Consider the following 16,632-nt stretch of genomic DNA (forward strand, 5'->3'; position numbering starts at 1 on the left):
TAGCAACGTTCAAGCAGGCCAGGTAATGACTGATACAGCAGCCGAGACAATTCATGGACGCAACGCAAGCACAACCGATAAACAACAGCACGCAAGCGCAGCCAACAGCGCAGCAGTGGCTGACAAAACTCAAACAAAGTGGGTTGGTACCCCTTTTGGTAGGTGGTGCAGCGTTTATTGGTTTGGTATTTGCATTGGTGCTATGGGCCAGTGCTCCGGAATATCGTGTGCTGTATAGCAATTTAAGTGAGGCCGACGGGGGCCGCATCATTAATGAGCTTGATACGCGCCAAATACCGTACCAACTTAATGGGGCTGGCACGATTTTAGTCGCCAGCGACCAGGTACATAAATTGCGACTGCAAATGGCCGAGCAAGGGCTGCCGCAAGGCGGCAATGCTGGCTTCGCGCTGATGGACAACCAAGCCTTTGGTATCAGTCAGTTTGCCGAACAGGTCAATTTCCAGCGTGCGTTGGAAGGTGAACTTGCGAGTTCAATGGAATCTCTGGGCCCGGTGCAAACCGCTCGGGTTCACTTGGCCATGGCGAAAGCGTCTGTCTTTGTGCGTGAAAGGGAGCCTGCAAAAGCCTCAGTTATTCTGACTTTGCAACCAGGCCGAAAGCTTGGTGAAGGCCAAGTGCAAGCAATTATTCACATGGTATCAAGCAGCGTGCCTGAGTTGGCTCCGGATAACGTTACCGTTGTTGACCAATATGGCGCGTTACTGTCGAAAACAAATGGTGAAGACGCGTTGAATGGCACCAAGTTGGACTACATTCAACAAGTCGAACGTTCTTATCAGCAACGCATTGAAAGCATCTTATTGCCAATATTAGGCCGCGAAAACGTTAAGGCACAGGTTGTTGCGCAAATTGATTTTGCCAAACGCGAAGCAACTGCTGAGCGCTACACACCCAACCAAACCCCAGACTCTGCAGCTATTCGCAGTATTCAACGCAACCTGAATCTACAGGGCACTGGTAATGGTGCTATGGGCGTACCGGGCGCACTTACAAACACGCCGCCGGGCGTTGAGCCTTCCCCGATTGAAGCGACTGAAGGTGACGAGGCCGAAGCCGAAACAACGCAAGGCAACCGCGCCGTGCAGCAAGATCAAGTGGTGAATTATGAAGTTGACCGCTTTATCGAGCACGTTGACCACCAGCGTGGCCAGCTTGAGCGCTTATCGGTAGCCGTTGTGGTTAACCACCGCACGACCGTTGACGAAGAAGGTATAGAGCAACTGGTACCACGCAGCCCTGAGGAACTCGATTATATCAACCGCTTGGTGCGCCAAGCCATGGGGTTCTCGGAACAACGCGGCGATGAAATTGAAGTGGTTAATAGTCCCTTCATTCTTGATAAAGAGATTGTTGATGACATCGCATGGTATCAGCAACCGGCAATGCTGCAACTGGCTCAGAATATTGTTCGTTACGTGTTGGCTGGGCTAGGCATCTTATTGTTATATCTTTTGCTGCTGCGGCCTTTACTAAAACGTTTTGTACAGCATGAAGAATCCACAGGTGCGGTACCAAACAGGAATCGAAATGGCAATCTTCGTGCCGTTGTTGGCGATGACGATGACTTGGATGAACTACCCATAGCCCGCCGCCGCGCTGAAAACGATGCCATGGGTAACGATGATAACAGTGATGCAGGCGAGTCTTTCCATTGGCCGCAGCAGCGCCAGAACAAAGGTTATACGCAAGCGCTGGCGAAAGCCAAAGAGGCTGCACAATCAAACCCACGCCAAGTAGCACGTATTTTACAAAATTGGATGAACGAAGATGACCACGTCTAACCCGAACGAGAAAACAGCCAAAGAGCTGGGCGGTTTACGTCGCGCTGCGTTGCTATTACTGATGCTTGAAGAAGAATCAGCGGCAGAAGTTTTTAAACACTTTGCGCCCAATCAGATTCAGAAAATCAGTAAAGAAATGACCAAATTAAGTGATATTTCACATGCAGATATTAAAGCTGTGCTGGAATACTTTCACCAAGACCTCGCCGATACCCCGTCGCTGGACAAGTATGACGACTATGTTCGCTCAGTGCTAACGAAAGCCTTGGGTTCAGACCGCGCCAACACACTGATTGAAGATGTGCTGGAGCACAAAGTGGGCGGCATTGGTATTGATGCGCTCAACATGATGGATGTGCCAGAAGTTGCTGAAATGATCCGGGATGAACATCCTCAGATCATTGCCACTATTCTTATCCATCTTGATCGCGCGCAGGCTGCTGGTGTGCTCGAATTATTTGACGAACGTTTGCGTAACGACGTGGTGTTGCGTGTCGCAACTTTCACGGGTGTGCAGCCTGCGGCACTGCAAGAGCTCACCGAAGTATTGGGCGGCATGCTCGACGGGCAGTCACTTAAACGTAGCAAAATGGGTGGTGTGCGCACGGCCGCAGAAATTCTCAACCTACTTAGCGCAGGGCAAGAGGACACTGCTCTGGAGAACATTCGCGCCTACAACGACGAACTGGCACAAAAGATTGTCGACGAAATGTTCTTGTTCGAAAACTTGCTCGAATTGGACGACCGCAGCATTCAGGTACTGCTACGTCAAATCGAAACCACGTCGTTGGTGGTGGCTCTGAAGGGTGCTCCAGACCAACTGGTGGAGAAGTTCTTACGCAACATGTCACAACGTGCAGCCCAACTTATTCGCGAAGAAATGGAAACGCGCGGCCCGATACGCGTTTCGCAAGTGGAAGGCGAGCAGAAGGCCATTCTGCAAGTGGTGCGTCGCCTTGCCGATGCCGGCGAAATTGTCTTAAGCAGTGGCGACGATGCCTATGTTTAAGCCCTTTGAGCAACCGGCTAAGCAGCGTGCAACTGCCCATAGCAATGATGATTGGCAAAGCTGGAGCATGGAGCCACTGAGTAACAGCACCAAATCCAGCAAGTCTGAACAAGCCACGGCTGCCGAACAAGCACAATTTGAACGCCACAGTGAACTGCAGAAACTCCGTGAAGAAGCCCGGCAAGAGGCTTATCACGAAGGGTTGCAACAAGGACAAAAAGAAGGCTACCAAGCAGGTTTGGAACAAGGCTTAAAGGAAGGGCGTGAACAGGGGTTGACGGAATATACCGCCCAAACAAAGAGCGCGCTTGCACCGCTTGGGCTTCTAATTAAAGAAGCCGACACCGCCTTGCAAGGTGTCGAAACACACATGGCAGAAAGCATGCTGCAACTCGCTTTAACGGTGGGGCGTCAGCTCGCAGGCGAGGCGTTGGCCGCAAATCCAGAGCAGGTTTTGGAACTGATTCGGGCCATATTGCACGAAGACCCCATGCTCAATGATAAGCCTGTGCTGTTGCTACACCCTGACGACTTAAAGCTGGCACAACAGCATTTAGAACAAGAGCTCGCCGCTATCGGCTGGAAGCTACGCGCAGATGACCGACTAGAACGCGGTGGTTGTCGCTTAGTAAGTGCCGATGGCGAGCTTGATGCCACCATCGAAACGCGCTGGCAACGCATTATTCATCAATTACGAGGACGCCATGGCTAACGCCCAGCACATACTCGAGTCTTGGCAAACGACACTCCATCGTGTCGACCAACGCCTGCAAGCGATGCCGCAGTGGCATATGTGCGGGCGCTTGGTGCGTGCCACCGGCATGGTGCTCGAAGCGGTTGGTTTAAAGTTGCCCGTTGGCAGCAGTTGCGTCATTGAATTACCACAGCATGGCGAAGCCTTGGTTGAAGCCGAGGTGGTTGGCTTTGCAGGCGATGTCACCTACCTCATGCCGCTTGATGCGGTGCAAGGACTTGTGCCTGGTGCACGGGTTATGCCGCTAAGTGATGGTGCTCATGACAGCCGTCGTTTCCCATTAGGTGAAACACTGCTGGGTCGGGTACTCGATGGCAGCGGCCGTCCACTCGACAACAAACCACTACCCAAACAAACTGAGCACGGTTATTTAGCCACAAAAACAATTAACCCGATGCTTCGCGCGCCCATCGATACCGCTATTGATGTTGGCATTCGCGCCATTAATGGCCTGCTTAGTGTTGGCCGTGGTCAACGCATGGGTTTATTTGCCGGTTCAGGGGTTGGTAAATCAGTGTTGCTCGGTATGATGGCGCGCTTCACCAAAGCAGATGTGATTGTGGTTGGCTTGATTGGTGAACGCGGCCGCGAGGTTCAGGAATTTATCGACCATATTCTCGGAGAGCAAGGTATGGCGCGTTCAGTAGTAGTTGCTGCGCCAGCCGACTCGTCACCGCTGCAACGCTTACAAGGCGCGTCGTATGCAACGCGACTGGCGGAAGATTTCCGCGATAAAGGCAAGCACGTACTGTTAATCATGGATTCGCTTACACGCTTTGCCATGGCGCAGCGTGAAATTGCTTTGGCAATTGGTGAACCACCAGCAACCAAGGGCTATCCGCCAAGTGTTTTTGCAAAAATTCCTGCCTTGGTTGAACGCACGGGCAATGGCTTGCGCGGCGGCGGTTCCATCACCGCATTCTATACCGTGCTCACAGAAGGTGATGACCAGCAAGATCCGATAGCCGATGCAACGCGCGCAATCCTTGATGGCCACATTGTGCTGTCGCGCGACTTAGCTGAAAGCGGTCACTATCCAGCTATCGACATTGAAGCATCGATTAGTCGTGTTATGCCAGCGGTGACCTCGTTAAGTCAGCAGCAACAAGCGCAGCGGTTGAAGAAGCTGTTCTCCGTTTACCAACGTAACCGTGACTTAATCAGCGTTGGCGCCTATAGCCCCGGCCATGACCCGCTGCTAGACCAAGCAGTGCAAAAATTTCCACAGGTTGAAGCTTACCTGCAACAACAGATGCTCGACCAAGCTTCAATTACGAATGCGCAGCAGCGTCTCACCGAACTTGTTGGAGGGGCAGCATGAACAGTGTCGTACTCGCCCATTTAACGGAGCAGGCTGAAAAAGCCCGCACGGAAGCGGCTCAGTTATTAGCTGAAGAGCGCCAAAATAAACAAAAAATCGCACTGCAGTTACAAACCTTGCAACAATACCGAAGCGATTATGCTGAGCAGCTTCAATTGCATATGCAGCAAGGTATCGCGAGTCACTTACTCAACAACTATCGGCAGTTTCTGTTAAGTCTCGATAATGCGGTTTCACGAGCTCAGAATGCCCTTGTTGATCAACAAACGAAAGTTGATCACAGCCAACAACAATGGATGACTAACCAACGCAAGTTAGCATCTTACGAAACGCTACACGGCCGTCAGCAAACAGCTGCACAACGGGTCATTAATAAGCGTGAACAAAAACTTGCCGACGAGCTTTCGTTGGCCATGCACATGCGCCAGCGCGCAAGTCGATAAAGGTGAACAGTATGGTTACGATAAAAGGCCTTACACCAACAGCTCCTGCCGCTACAGGAACGCAACAAGGCGCGCCATCCAGCGGTTTCGCCGCGTTGTTTGCTGCTGTGCAAGCATACCCGCAAAAGGGTGCGCAGAATTTGAACCCGCAAGCGCTTGCTCTGCAACAGCTTGAACAGCGTTTAGCTGTCGCAGGGGAGCCAGCCTTAGAACTTGATGAATTGAGTCCTGAAGCACTTCAACACCTGGTCACCCAACTTGAGCAACTGCGCGAATTGTCTGCAGATGCGACGCCAAGCGCTGAACAGCAGGCTCTGATGGCGACGGTTGCCCAAGCAGCGACGACGAAGGCGTCTGCTCTTGCGCACAATGTTGCCGCCGAAAACCTCGTAAAGGTTACGCCACCAACGGTGTCGGCACTGGCTGAACAAACTGCGCCAGCAACACCGGTTACAGCCCAACAAGCTCAGCTTGATAGCAGCCGAGCCAGCCAGCCCATTCAGCAGCAACCGGTTATGGCTGCGCAACACGAACAAACCGCAAAACCAGCAACCTTTGAAACTGTGAAACTCAAATTGGACCAAACCACCCCAATTGAAGCACCACGCCCGTCGGCGCCGTTAGCCGCGACATCAATGACTGCACAGGTGGTTATGGTTGACGCGCCGGTAGCCACGCCAAGCACGACTGCAGCGACTGCAATCCAAGCACCGCCGTCAGCCGCGTTAAATGCGCAAGTGGGCAGTACAGCCTGGGCCAATCAGCTACAGCAAAACGTGTTGCAAATGGTTGTGCACAACCAGCAAGAAATGACATTGCGCTTGCACCCAGCCGAACTTGGACCCTTGCAGGTGCAATTACGCGTAGACGAGCACACAGCGAAGCTCAATATTTTTACCCATAGTCACCACGTTCGCGGCGCTCTTGAACAAGCACTACCGCAACTTCGTGATGCCTTAGCCAACCAAGGAATTCAGCTTGATGATTCTCAGGTTAACGACAATGCGCAGCAATTCGCGCAACAACAAGAGCGCCAGCAAGCTCAGCAATGGGCCATGAACCAACAAAAAGCGACTAATAATTCAGAAATTAATACAGATAGTGCTGTAGAAAATTCAGAATCGGCCGAAAATACTGACATGGGGTCAAATTCTCGGCATACTGCCGCGCCCCTGAACGGTCAGGTAGACATATACGCTTAATATGTGGGCCTTAGCAGCGAGCAACTGGACGAAAAAAGGATAAATTATGGCGCGTAAAAACGATGCACAACCTGCTAACGCGGGAAAAACACCGCCAATTTTAGTGGCGTTATTGGGGTTAGTCATTGCCCTGATAGGGTTAAATACTTATTTACTATGGGAAACCCGCAGTTTAGCCGCGGCGTCAGCTATGGGCGCACAACCGATTGAGCAGGAGCCAACTGATCCTGTCTTCGTAAACATTTCACCGTTTACGGTAAACCTGCAAAGCGACCAATTCGGTCCGCGGTTACTTTACGCTGGCCTGACTTTAGAAGTGCCAAGTGAAAAGGTGAAAGCAACCTTAATTAAAAACATGCCACAGGTACGCAACCGCTTATTGGTGTTGCTGTCTGGACAGAATGCCGAAGGCATTACGCAATCGGAAGGTAAAAAAGTGTTGGCCAAAAACATTATGGACTCGCTGGTTGCGCCTTATAGCGGCGATGAAGAAATAGCTATTAACGACGTACTGTTCACCGAATTCATCGTGCAGTAATTAACGGGTTAAGTTGAAAATTGAGAAGCCATGAGTAACGGAAATCAACTGTCACAAGAAGAACTCGATGCCCTGCTTGCCGGGGTAGCTGATGACGATGGCGATGGCGATGATACTGAAGCAGCAGCTAGCGCCGCTGATGACGTCGGCATTGACGCGCTTGGGCGGCAACCGAAAAAACGTAAAACGAAACAGCAACCGTTTGACCCTGGGTCGCAAGCGCGGATTGTTCGTGAACGTTTACATACCTTAGAGGTTATCAACGAGCGCTTCGCCCGACAGTTTCGCATGAACTTATTCAACTTGTTACGACGCAACGCGGATATAACAGTTGAGTCGGTACGCTATCAGCGTTTTAGTGATTTCGCTGATGCCACCCCAACGCCTACCAATCTCAATATTATTTCAATGAAGCCGTTGCGCGGAAGTGCTTTGGTGGTGTTCCCGCACGCTATGGTCTCGATGATTGTTGAGAACTTATTTGGTGGCGATGGTCGTTTCATGACGCGTAACGAAGCGCGTGAGTTTACCGGCACCGAGCAACGTATTATTAACCGCGTACTCAATTTAGCAATCGATGCCTATCAAGAGTCGTGGCGTGCAGTACACCCTTTAGAAATCACCTTTGTTCGCTCAGAAATGCAGCCTAAATTCGCTGCAATTACCAGCTCACCGAGTGAAATTGTGGTCACCACGACGTTTCATTTAGAAGTGGGTAATCTCGACAGTAACTTTAAAATTTGCATGCCCTACGCGATGGTGGAGCCGCTGCGTGACAAACTCGCTAACCTGCGCGCAGATATTGGCGGTGGCTCGTCAAATGATAAAGCGTGGCGGCAGCGTATTACCCATGAACTGCAGGCCTCAAGCATTGAGATGATTGCAGATTTTGTCGAAATACCGTTGCGCATTCCACAAGTCATGTCACTCAAACCTGGCGATGTGCTTCCAATCGATTTACCGGACACAGTAACTGCAACCGTTAACTCACTGCCGATTATGGAATGTGAATTCGGCAGTTTAAACAAGAATCGCGCTTTGAAAGTGAAGCGGTTATTAGAAAACCATCGCTTCCCGCAATCGATTTTGCGCACCCGAAGCAAAGGTGGCGTATTTACCCCAATGCGCACAAAGGAGTCTCACGATGACGAATAAAGATACCATGAACCCAGATAACGAGCAGGACCCGTGGGCAGATGCGCTTGAGGAAGAAACAAGTCCAACCGCGGACGAAAATGCCAACAGCGTATTTAAACCACTCGACAGTGCAGTTGATGCCAGCACCATGAATGAACTGGATATCATTATGGATATTCCTGTGAAACTCAGTGTTGAGTTGGGCCGCACGCGCATCACCATAAAGCAGCTACTTGAATTAGCGCAAGGCTCTGTGGTTGAGCTTGATGGTTTGGCCGGTGAGCCAATGGATATTCTTATTAATGGCTACCTGATAGCCCAAGGCGAAGTGGTTGTATTGGACGATAAATACGGCATTCGTATCACCGAAATTGTAACCCCTTCAGAACGGGTACAGAAGTTAAACCGATGAACGATACCGCACCTGCAGAGCTTGGCAACGGACTTGCGCTATTAGGCCAAGTGACCGTGGTTCTATTGCTTATTATCGGCATTATTTTACTGTGCGCTTGGTTATTTCGAAAAATGGCCGGCGTCACTCAAAGCGGTAGTAGCTTATTGAACGTGGTCAGCAGCGTGGCCGTTGGCCAGCGCGAGCGGGTGGTTATTGTTGAAGTAAACAAAACATGGCTGGTGCTTGGGGTTGCCAATGGGCAGGTCACTAAACTGCATGAGCTGCCGGCACAAGAGCAGCCCGAAAAACATCTGAACGGGTTTGCCGCACGTTTACAACAAGCGATAAAAGGCACTTCAAGCCAGAACGGAGCCAAATAAATGCGCGTATGGCTCTTTGCTTTTGCATTAATCACTGCCGGCGTCTTATTCCCGTTTGATGCATTCGCACAAACCATTCCAGGCGTTACCACCAGCCCTACAGACGATGGTGGTCAGCAATGGTCGCTGTCACTGCAAACACTGCTATTTTTAACCAGTCTGGCGTTTTTACCTGCAGTCATCCTGATGATGACCTGCTTTGTTCGAATTATTATCGTATTTGGTTTGCTCCGTACCGCCATGGGTACTCAATCAGCGCCACCTAACCAGGTGTTATTGGGGCTCGCATTATTTTTAACGTTTTTTATTATGGCACCAGTATTTAACCAAATATATGACATTGCGTGGCTGCCGTTTAGCCAGGATAGCATTGATTTTCCTCAATTTCTCGACTTGGCTTCGGGCCCTTTGCGCGAGTTTATGCTGGCCCAAACCCGCGAGCCTGACTTGGCGTTATTCGCTAACTTAGCAAATGTTGGCCCGTTAGAGAGCCCGCAAGACGTGCCGTTTCACGTGCTGGTTCCGTCATTTGTAACCAGCGAATTAAAAACTGCGTTTCAAATTGGTTTTACTATTTTCATTCCATTTTTGATTATCGATTTGGTTGTTGCCAGCGTGCTCATGGCCCTAGGTATGATGATGGTTCCACCAGCAACCATTTCGTTACCGTTTAAACTCATGCTCTTTGTGCTCGTGGACGGTTGGCAACTGCTTATCGGTTCACTTGCGGCAAGTTTTTATGTGTAGGAAGAAGCGATGACGCCAGAGCAAGTCATGTCCATTGCTTACCAAGGTATGCTGCTAAGCTTGTATTTGGCAGGTCCCTTGCTGCTTACCGCCTTGTTGCTGGGTTTGTTGATCAGTCTTTTTCAGGCGGCCACACAAATCAATGAAATGACGCTTAGCTTTATTCCAAAAATACTCGGTGTGCTCGCAGTGTTGGTCATATTAGGCCCCTACCTGCTGCAGCTTCTTATCGATTTTACCTCGCGGCTATTTACCAACATCCCCGCCATGATTCAATAACGGGGCGCGCATGCTAACAGTTACTTTTGCGCAACTTCAGGAATGGGTTAGCTTATTTTTGTGGCCCTTTTGCCGCTTCACGGGCTTACTGCTTATCGCACCAGTGTTCAGTCACTCGAGCGTACCCAATCAAGTTAAAATCGGTTTGGCCCTGCTTTTCACGATTATAATCAGCCCTGTACTTCCACCGCTACCGGATATTCCGCTGTTTTCCTGGGCCAGTTTCGGCATCATGGTGGAACAACTGATTATTGGGTTGACCATAGGTTTGGTGGTACAAGTGGTTTTTGCCGCCATACAGGCCGCTGGTGAGTATATTGGCCTGCAAATGGGCCTAGCCTTCGCTACCTTCTTTTCGCCCGATAGCGGCGCAAACACCATGATTTTGTCGCGGCTATTCTATACCTTTGCCATCTTAATGTTCGTCGCCATTGACGGACACCTCATCATGTTGGAAATACTTGCGCGGTCGTTTCAATTCTTACCCATTGGCACGCTTGGATTAAACGCAAGCGCGTTCGAGCAAGTTGCGCGATTTGGCACGGTGGTGTTTAGTTCGGGAATTTTGCTGGCGTTACCGGTATTTGGTGCGTTATTGATTGTGAATCTTACGTTAGGCATTTTAAACCGGTCAGCACCGCAGCTGACTGTGTTTTCAGTCGGTTTCCCCATGTCGCTAACGCTGGGGTTAGTCTTAATGACGGTATTGACGACTGAACTGGGTGGGTTTTTACAGCGCTTATTTCGTGTGGGGCTTAACATGGTTGAACAGGTACTTGGAGCCTTCTAGAGGGAAGGCTCCAACAACACGCGTGCTATAAGAAGTTAAACAGACTTAGGTCTTTCATGTCGACAAACGCTTTTTGCGCCGCTTGCAAACCAACCATACGCACGCTGTATTGCGACGCAGCTTCCACGTAATCCAGGTCGACCAAGTCTGACAATGTTTGTTCATACGCCAGGGTGCGGTTGCCACCAATGGTGTCCAACGCATCCAATTCGTTCAGTCGTGCACCCACTTCCGCGCGGGTCGTCAACACGTTGTCCATGCCATTATCAAACTCCCGCATCACGGTACGCAGTGTATTGGTGCGTAAGGTGCGTTTTGTTTCGGTATCCGCTGGGTTATCGAGCACCGCAAGCGCTTTCTCGAACGTGCGAAACATATCGGTATTGCTGTCTTGCCCACGCGCAACGCGCAGTGTGTCACCGGTAACAGGCTGCCCCGCGATTTCAACTTCAACACCCCCCAAAGCAACCGTGGTTGGGTCATTGTAATCCACCCAGGCACCGCCATTAATGCGGTACTGCATTTGACCCGCATTATCCGCAAAATCGAGATCAAAGGCTTGCCCAAAGGCAGGATCATTTGGGTCTATAATATTGATGCCCTTAAACTGCATGGAACCTTGATTATCCATGCCCGCATCGGCCATGTAAGTTGCACTGCTGTGAACTGAGCGGAAGATATCATTGCCCGAATGGCCGATTTCCATACGGCGTTCACCGTCTACTTGCTGCTCGCGCACGTTCGGGTTACCCACGAAGTTCACGTCACCATTTACGTCACGCACAAATGGTGCTGTATCGTCTTGATAGCCACCAAATAAATAGCGCCCATTACCATCGCGGGTATTTGCTAGGCCAACCAAAGATTCGTAAAGCCCGCGCAACTCACTTGCCACCGAAGCACGGTCTGGATCCGACAGCGTATCGCTTGAGGCCTGAACCATCAACGTGCGGGCGCGCGAATACACGTCATTCACACTGTTTAGCACACTTTCTTCCTGCGACAGGGCATTTCTGACCCCAACACGCGCTTCGCTAAATTGAGTCGATACCGCTTTAGATTGCCCAATGTTAATTGCTTGGGTCATCGCTTGCGGATCATCAGAAATGTTTACAATGCGTTTACCGCTCGCTATTTGCTGGCCTATTTTCATGAATTCGCCTTGTTGGCGGTTCATGGAAGAAACATTCTGGTTGTACATGGTTAATGTGCTAATTCGCATGGTATAACTCCGGCGCTTGTTGTGCGCTTAGCGCAGCTGCAAAATGGTATCGAGAATGGTCGAGCCTGTCTCAATCACTTTCGCATTGGCTTGGTAATATTGTTGAAACCGAATCAAATTTGCCGCTTCTTCGTCAAGGTTAACCCCCGACTCCGACTGCTGCAGCGCATCCAACTGTTCTGTAAGCCCTTGCTGGGCTGCCAGATTGGCCTGTACCACATTAATTTGGTTACCCAAGGTACTCACCATGGTTCCGTAAGCTTGATTAAAGGTGCCACGCCCTTCAACCAATAATTGATTCTGCAAATCAAGTAGAGCTAAGCCGTTACGGTTATCACCACTGGCATTCGACTGCGCTGCCGCCAATTGTGACCCTTCGGTAAGCAGCATTTCAAAATTCTGGGCTTGATTAACCAAAGGCCGCACACGGAAGCTATCCCCTTGCTGCGCCGTACCGGTCATTTCAACAGAAAGCCCATTAAAGGTCAGCGTATTGGTGGCGCCGTCAAAGTTTGCTGTAACTGGCTTGCCGTTATCCAGGCGCGTAACTTCATAGCCCGCACCCGTCATGCGAATATCATAATCCGAAGCGAGCAGCGCGGTACTGTCGGTAATTTGCACGTTGGCTGCGGCATCACCGCCATTGTCAGCATTGCTATACGCGATTGGGGCACCGGTTGAGAAAACAGCTTGCCCTGGGTTCTGGTTTAAGTCGGTGCCTTGTTGATGTTGCGTATTAAATGCATCGGCAAACACTGCAACCATTTGCCCCAGCTGATTACGCATGGTGTCGAGGCTTTTACTACGAAACTCAATCAAACCGCCCAAACTACCTCGGGTAAATACGTTGTCTTTCAGTTGCAGCTGATTACCGGCCACATCATTGTAAAAAACCGCTGTGCGGGTAGGGTCACTGTTATCGGTGCGGGCCTCTAGCGTGTACGCCGTGTCACCAGAAACCAACGGCGAACCATTGTTTAATGAAATGGTATACGACCCAGATTTTTGTTCGTGCACACGCACATCAATGCGCTGGGACAACTCATGCACCAACTTATCGCGTTGATTTAATAAACTGTTTGGGGCGTCGCCGGTACCTGATCGCGCAATCAAAATTTCGCGGTTTAGTGAACTGATTTGGCCGGTTAAAGCATTAACCGAATCCACTTCGAACTTCATTTCCGCATTGACGCTGCGCTCAATGTCTTCAAGGTAATTATCAAACGACTGGAATTGGCTGGCCAACGTCGTGGCGGTGCCCAGCACCCCAGCCCGTGCTGACGGGTCAGCCGGATTGCTGTTCATTTGGCCAAGCGCACTGAAAAATTTTTGCATTACTGGGGCAAGCCCAGAGCGCTCATCGGAAAGCAAATTATCAATTTGGCGAACTTGGCTGTAATAGGTATCAAGCGAGGCAAGCGAGCCACTGGCGGCATTGAGGCGGGTCGCAACAAACTGATTGAACTGTCGTTCAGAGCCGTCGACTGACACGCCATAGGAGCGATTTTCGCTCAATTGCAGTAGCTCACGATTATAGCCCGGCGTATTGACGTTGCTGATGTTTGCACTGGTGGTGTACAACCCAGATTGCGCCGCGCGTAACCCACTTAAACCAATGGAAAAAATACTCATGCTTGTTCCCTTCTGATGTTACCGAAGGTTATCGGCAACTGCGGCAAATACTTAACACCTTTACTTAGTTTTTATGCCCGCAGGTGTTTGCTGCAGCTCATGCAACAACTGTTGCGCTAAACCAATGCCTTTGCCGGCCATTTCGGTCGACATTTGTTGATCAAACATTTCGGTATAGGTTTTCATGGCATTGCTGTTAAACATTTCCGATTCGCCGCCTGCTTGACGCATGGTTTTCATCATTTGTTGAATGAATAACGCCTCAAACTGCCGCGCGGCCTCAGCCGCCGCTTGTTCGGGTTGCTGCTGACTTTGGGTTTTGAGCTTACTGAGCTGCTGGGTGTCGAGTGCAAGCGTGTTGCTGGTTAAAATAGAGCTCATTATATAATCTCCAGTTCAGCACGCAGTGCGCCTGACGCTTGCAATGCTTGCAGTATTGCCATCAAGTCGCTGGGGGTTGCGCCTAGGCTGTTTAAAGCTTGAACCACTTCCATTAATTCAACCCCTTCAACCATTTGCAGCGAGCCTTTTTCTTGGGTGATATTAATGTCCGTGGTTTCGCCTACCACCGTATCGCCGCCGCTTAGTGCGGGTGGCTGACTTACGAATGGACGGCGGTCAATGGTTACTGATAAATTACCGTGCGCTACTGCGGCCTGGCGTAACGTAACTGGCCCGCTCAGCACAACCGACCCAGTCCGCGAATTCAAAACCACCCGTGGACTTGCAGCCGCAGGCGTTACATCAATATTTTCTACCCGTGCCATAAACCGCACGCGTTCGCCGGTATCGGTTGGGCTTTGCAGCTGAATGCTGCCACCATCAAGCGGCTGGGCCACGGCATAACCAAATTCGTTATTAATGCGGTTCACCATGTTTAAAGTGGTGGTGAAATCCGCTTTTTTTAAGTTCAGTTGCAGTATCCCGGCGGTACGGCCTAAATCCAGAGCCACGCTGCGTTCAACCGTTGCACCACCGCTAATGCGCCCACCGGCTTGCTGGTTAATAACCGCCGACGAACCTTGCGACTCTGCGCTGGCGCCATTTATCAATAAATTGCCCTGTGCTAAGGCATACACTTGCCCATCAGCACCTTTTAGGGGCGTCATCAGTAACGTGCCGCCACGCAAGCTGCGCGCATTACCCATAGATGAAACAACCACGTCTAACTCTTGTCCGGGTCGTGCAAATGCTGGCAATGTTGCGGTTACCATGACGGCTGCGACGTTGCGTAACTGCATGTTGGTGCCTGGCGGAATAGTCACACCGAGTTGCGCCAACATATTGGTCATACTTTGCCCGGTAAACGGCGCCTGCATGGTTTGGTCACCGCTGCCATCAAGCCCGACCACCAAACCATAACCAACCAAACTGTTACTGCGCACTCCGGCAAAATCAGCGAGGTCTTTAATACGTTCCGCATGCGCGGGCGCTAACCCAGCACTTAGGGCTGTGCTGGCGATAAAAAGTAGCGTAATAATTGCTCGCAACATATTCACAAACCTCTAATTAAAATGGTGCTACGTAGTTAAAGAAACGTTGTAACCAACCTTGTTTCTGCGCATCATTAATGTAGCCATCACCAATGTACTCCAAGCGCGCTTCGGCTACGGCCGTCGACATCACGCTGTTTTGACCGTTGATACTGCGCGGATTAACCACACCCGAAAAACGGATGTACTCGGTGCCTTGATTAATAGCTACTTGCTTCTCGCCGCGCACGCGTAAATTGCCATTAGGCAGTACTTGCACCACTTGCACGGTAACGATGCCGGAAAATTGATTAGACGCACTTGAGCCGCCAGTTCCGGAAAAATCATTCGCGCTGCCTACCGTAAAACCGTACTCAGCTAGATCTTCCAGCGCATCGGGCAGGCCTTCTAAATCAAGCCCCATGTTGCTCGCGCGCGACGACTGTGACGAAGAATTTTTTGTGGCACTAACCTGTTCTTCTAAAACGATGGTAATAATATCGCCAGCCCGACGCGGGCGTTGGTCTTCAAACAGCGGGATATATCCGTGGTGCGCCTGAAAAATCGCCCCGTTTGCTTCAGCTTGTTGATATTCAGGAATATCAATTGCCGTATAGGGCTCTACCACCACCGGTGGTGGCGGTGAGCTGCTGCATGCAGCGAGAACAAGAACCGAAACTGCCGCTGAAAGTAAGCGCCGCATCACATCACCTACTGTTGTTATAATTGACTCAGACGCGCCAGCATTTCATCGGCACTTGAAACCGCGCGGCTATTAATTTCATAAGCGCGCTGGGTTTGAATCATGTTCACCATTTCTTCCACCACGTTCACGTTCGAGGCTTCAACAAAGCCTTGAAACAGAGTGCCTGCGCCATTCATGCCCGGCAGCGACTCAGTTGGTGCACCTGAAGCTTGCGTTTCAACATATAAGTTGCCACCACGCGCTTCCAAACCTGCATCGTTCATAAACATAGCAAGCGTAATTTGGCCAACTTGGTTGTTTTGAGTGTTCCCCGGCTGAGTGACGGTAACGATACCGTCCTGTCCAACCGTGACGCTCATTGCGTTGGCGGGTAAAAATATAGCGGGTTCAAGCGGAAAGCCATTTGCTGTAACCAACTGGCCGTCTTGATTCACCTGAAAGCTGCCGTCACGGGTATAGGCAACCGCACCATCAGGCATCAACACCTGAAAATAGCCTTTGCCACTAATCGCTAAATCACGCGAGTTTTCTGTGTTGTTTAAGCTGCCTTGCGAATGCAAACGTTCGGTCGCCACAGCACGAACACCAGTACCAACTTGTAAGCCAGAAGGCAGCGTGTCTTGCGCGTTATTCATGGCACCAGGTTGACGCATGTTCTGGTATAAAAGGTCTTCAAACACCGCTCGCGAACGTTTAAACCCGGAGGTATTCACGTTAGCCAAGTTGTTGGTTATCACATCCAGCTGCTGCTGTTGCGCAGTCAAACCTGTTTTTGCAGTCCATAATGATTTAATCATGGGT

At 50.5% G+C, this 16,632-nt stretch carries 19 protein-coding genes; 13 read left to right on the forward strand and 6 right to left on the reverse strand.

Annotated features, from left to right (window positions below):
* Positions 1-53: 53 nt before the first annotated feature.
* The 13 genes from fliF to fliR are packed head-to-tail and all read left to right on the forward strand — an operon-like array spanning position 54 to position 10,799.
* Positions 54-1,805, forward strand: coding sequence for a flagellar basal-body MS-ring/collar protein FliF (gene fliF / locus ACN0UN_RS07030; RefSeq protein ID WP_417659368.1), 1,752 nt, complete (start codon positions 54-56; stop codon positions 1,803-1,805).
* Positions 1,792-2,814: a flagellar motor switch protein FliG gene (fliG, locus tag ACN0UN_RS07035; RefSeq protein ID WP_417659369.1), complete on the forward strand. Its 1,023-nt coding sequence runs from the start codon at positions 1,792-1,794 to the stop codon at positions 2,812-2,814. Before fliF ends, fliG begins: the two co-directional genes overlap by 14 nt.
* Positions 2,807-3,526, forward strand: a complete 720-nt coding sequence (locus ACN0UN_RS07040) for a flagellar assembly protein FliH (RefSeq protein ID WP_417659370.1) — start codon at positions 2,807-2,809, stop codon at positions 3,524-3,526. Before fliG ends, ACN0UN_RS07040 begins: the two co-directional genes overlap by 8 nt.
* Positions 3,519-4,889: a flagellar protein export ATPase FliI gene (gene fliI, locus ACN0UN_RS07045; RefSeq protein ID WP_417659396.1), complete on the forward strand. Its 1,371-nt coding sequence runs from the start codon at positions 3,519-3,521 to the stop codon at positions 4,887-4,889. Before ACN0UN_RS07040 ends, fliI begins: the two co-directional genes overlap by 8 nt.
* On the forward strand, positions 4,886-5,332 hold the full coding sequence (fliJ, locus tag ACN0UN_RS07050) for a flagellar export protein FliJ (RefSeq protein ID WP_417659371.1): 447 nt from the start codon (positions 4,886-4,888) through the stop codon (positions 5,330-5,332). The genes fliI and fliJ overlap by 4 nt, the downstream gene beginning before the upstream one ends.
* Before the next feature lie 11 nt (positions 5,333-5,343).
* Positions 5,344-6,534: a flagellar hook-length control protein FliK gene (locus ACN0UN_RS07055; protein WP_417659372.1), complete on the forward strand. Its 1,191-nt coding sequence runs from the start codon at positions 5,344-5,346 to the stop codon at positions 6,532-6,534.
* 46 nt (positions 6,535-6,580) lie between these two features.
* On the forward strand, positions 6,581-7,072 hold the full coding sequence (locus tag ACN0UN_RS07060) for a flagellar basal body-associated FliL family protein (RefSeq protein WP_339878950.1): 492 nt from the start codon (positions 6,581-6,583) through the stop codon (positions 7,070-7,072).
* Positions 7,073-7,102: 30 nt separating this feature from the next.
* Entirely contained in the window at positions 7,103-8,227 is a 1,125-nt protein-coding gene (fliM, locus tag ACN0UN_RS07065; protein ID WP_339878948.1) for a flagellar motor switch protein FliM, read from the forward strand.
* On the forward strand, positions 8,217-8,621 hold the full coding sequence (gene fliN, locus ACN0UN_RS07070; protein ID WP_339878945.1) for a flagellar motor switch protein FliN: 405 nt from the start codon (positions 8,217-8,219) through the stop codon (positions 8,619-8,621). The genes fliM and fliN overlap by 11 nt, the downstream gene beginning before the upstream one ends.
* Positions 8,618-8,983: a flagellar biosynthetic protein FliO gene (fliO, locus tag ACN0UN_RS07075; RefSeq protein WP_339878943.1), complete on the forward strand. Its 366-nt coding sequence runs from the start codon at positions 8,618-8,620 to the stop codon at positions 8,981-8,983. The genes fliN and fliO overlap by 4 nt, the downstream gene beginning before the upstream one ends.
* Complete coding sequence (fliP, locus tag ACN0UN_RS07080) at positions 8,984-9,730, forward strand: flagellar type III secretion system pore protein FliP (protein ID WP_417659373.1); 747 nt, start codon at positions 8,984-8,986, stop codon at positions 9,728-9,730.
* A gap of 9 nt (positions 9,731-9,739) precedes the next feature.
* Positions 9,740-10,009 (forward strand): flagellar biosynthesis protein FliQ, encoded by a 270-nt coding sequence (gene fliQ, locus ACN0UN_RS07085; protein WP_128352516.1) that lies wholly within the window; start codon positions 9,740-9,742, stop codon positions 10,007-10,009.
* A gap of 10 nt (positions 10,010-10,019) precedes the next feature.
* The gene (fliR, locus tag ACN0UN_RS07090; protein ID WP_417659374.1) at positions 10,020-10,799 is read left to right on the forward strand and encodes a flagellar biosynthetic protein FliR; all 780 of its coding nucleotides are present in this window, start codon (positions 10,020-10,022) and stop codon (positions 10,797-10,799) included.
* 25 nt (positions 10,800-10,824) lie between these two features.
* On the opposite strand, the gene flgL is transcribed toward fliR, so the two are convergent.
* From flgL to flgG, 6 genes are read right to left on the reverse strand one after another with little or no spacing between them, the layout of a single operon-like run.
* The gene (flgL, locus tag ACN0UN_RS07095; protein ID WP_417659375.1) at positions 10,825-12,021 is read right to left on the reverse strand and encodes a flagellar hook-associated protein FlgL; all 1,197 of its coding nucleotides are present in this window, start codon (positions 12,019-12,021) and stop codon (positions 10,825-10,827) included.
* 27 nt (positions 12,022-12,048) lie between these two features.
* Positions 12,049-13,653, reverse strand: a complete 1,605-nt coding sequence (gene flgK / locus ACN0UN_RS07100; protein ID WP_417659376.1) for a flagellar hook-associated protein FlgK — start codon at positions 13,651-13,653, stop codon at positions 12,049-12,051.
* 60 nt (positions 13,654-13,713) lie between these two features.
* Positions 13,714-14,034, reverse strand: a complete 321-nt coding sequence (locus ACN0UN_RS07105) for a rod-binding protein (protein WP_417659377.1) — start codon at positions 14,032-14,034, stop codon at positions 13,714-13,716.
* Entirely contained in the window at positions 14,034-15,146 is a 1,113-nt protein-coding gene (locus tag ACN0UN_RS07110) for a flagellar basal body P-ring protein FlgI (protein ID WP_417659378.1), read from the reverse strand. Before ACN0UN_RS07110 ends, ACN0UN_RS07105 begins: the two co-directional genes overlap by 1 nt.
* A 16-nt stretch (positions 15,147-15,162) precedes the next feature.
* Positions 15,163-15,828: a flagellar basal body L-ring protein FlgH gene (locus ACN0UN_RS07115; RefSeq protein WP_417659379.1), complete on the reverse strand. Its 666-nt coding sequence runs from the start codon at positions 15,826-15,828 to the stop codon at positions 15,163-15,165.
* 17 nt (positions 15,829-15,845) lie between these two features.
* Positions 15,846-16,628, reverse strand: a complete 783-nt coding sequence (gene flgG / locus ACN0UN_RS07120) for a flagellar basal-body rod protein FlgG (protein ID WP_128352523.1) — start codon at positions 16,626-16,628, stop codon at positions 15,846-15,848.
* Between the last annotated feature and the right edge of the window lie 4 nt (positions 16,629-16,632).

This window comes from Pseudidiomarina sp., assembly GCF_048267825.1.
Lineage (GTDB): Bacteria > Pseudomonadota > Gammaproteobacteria > Enterobacterales > Alteromonadaceae > Pseudidiomarina.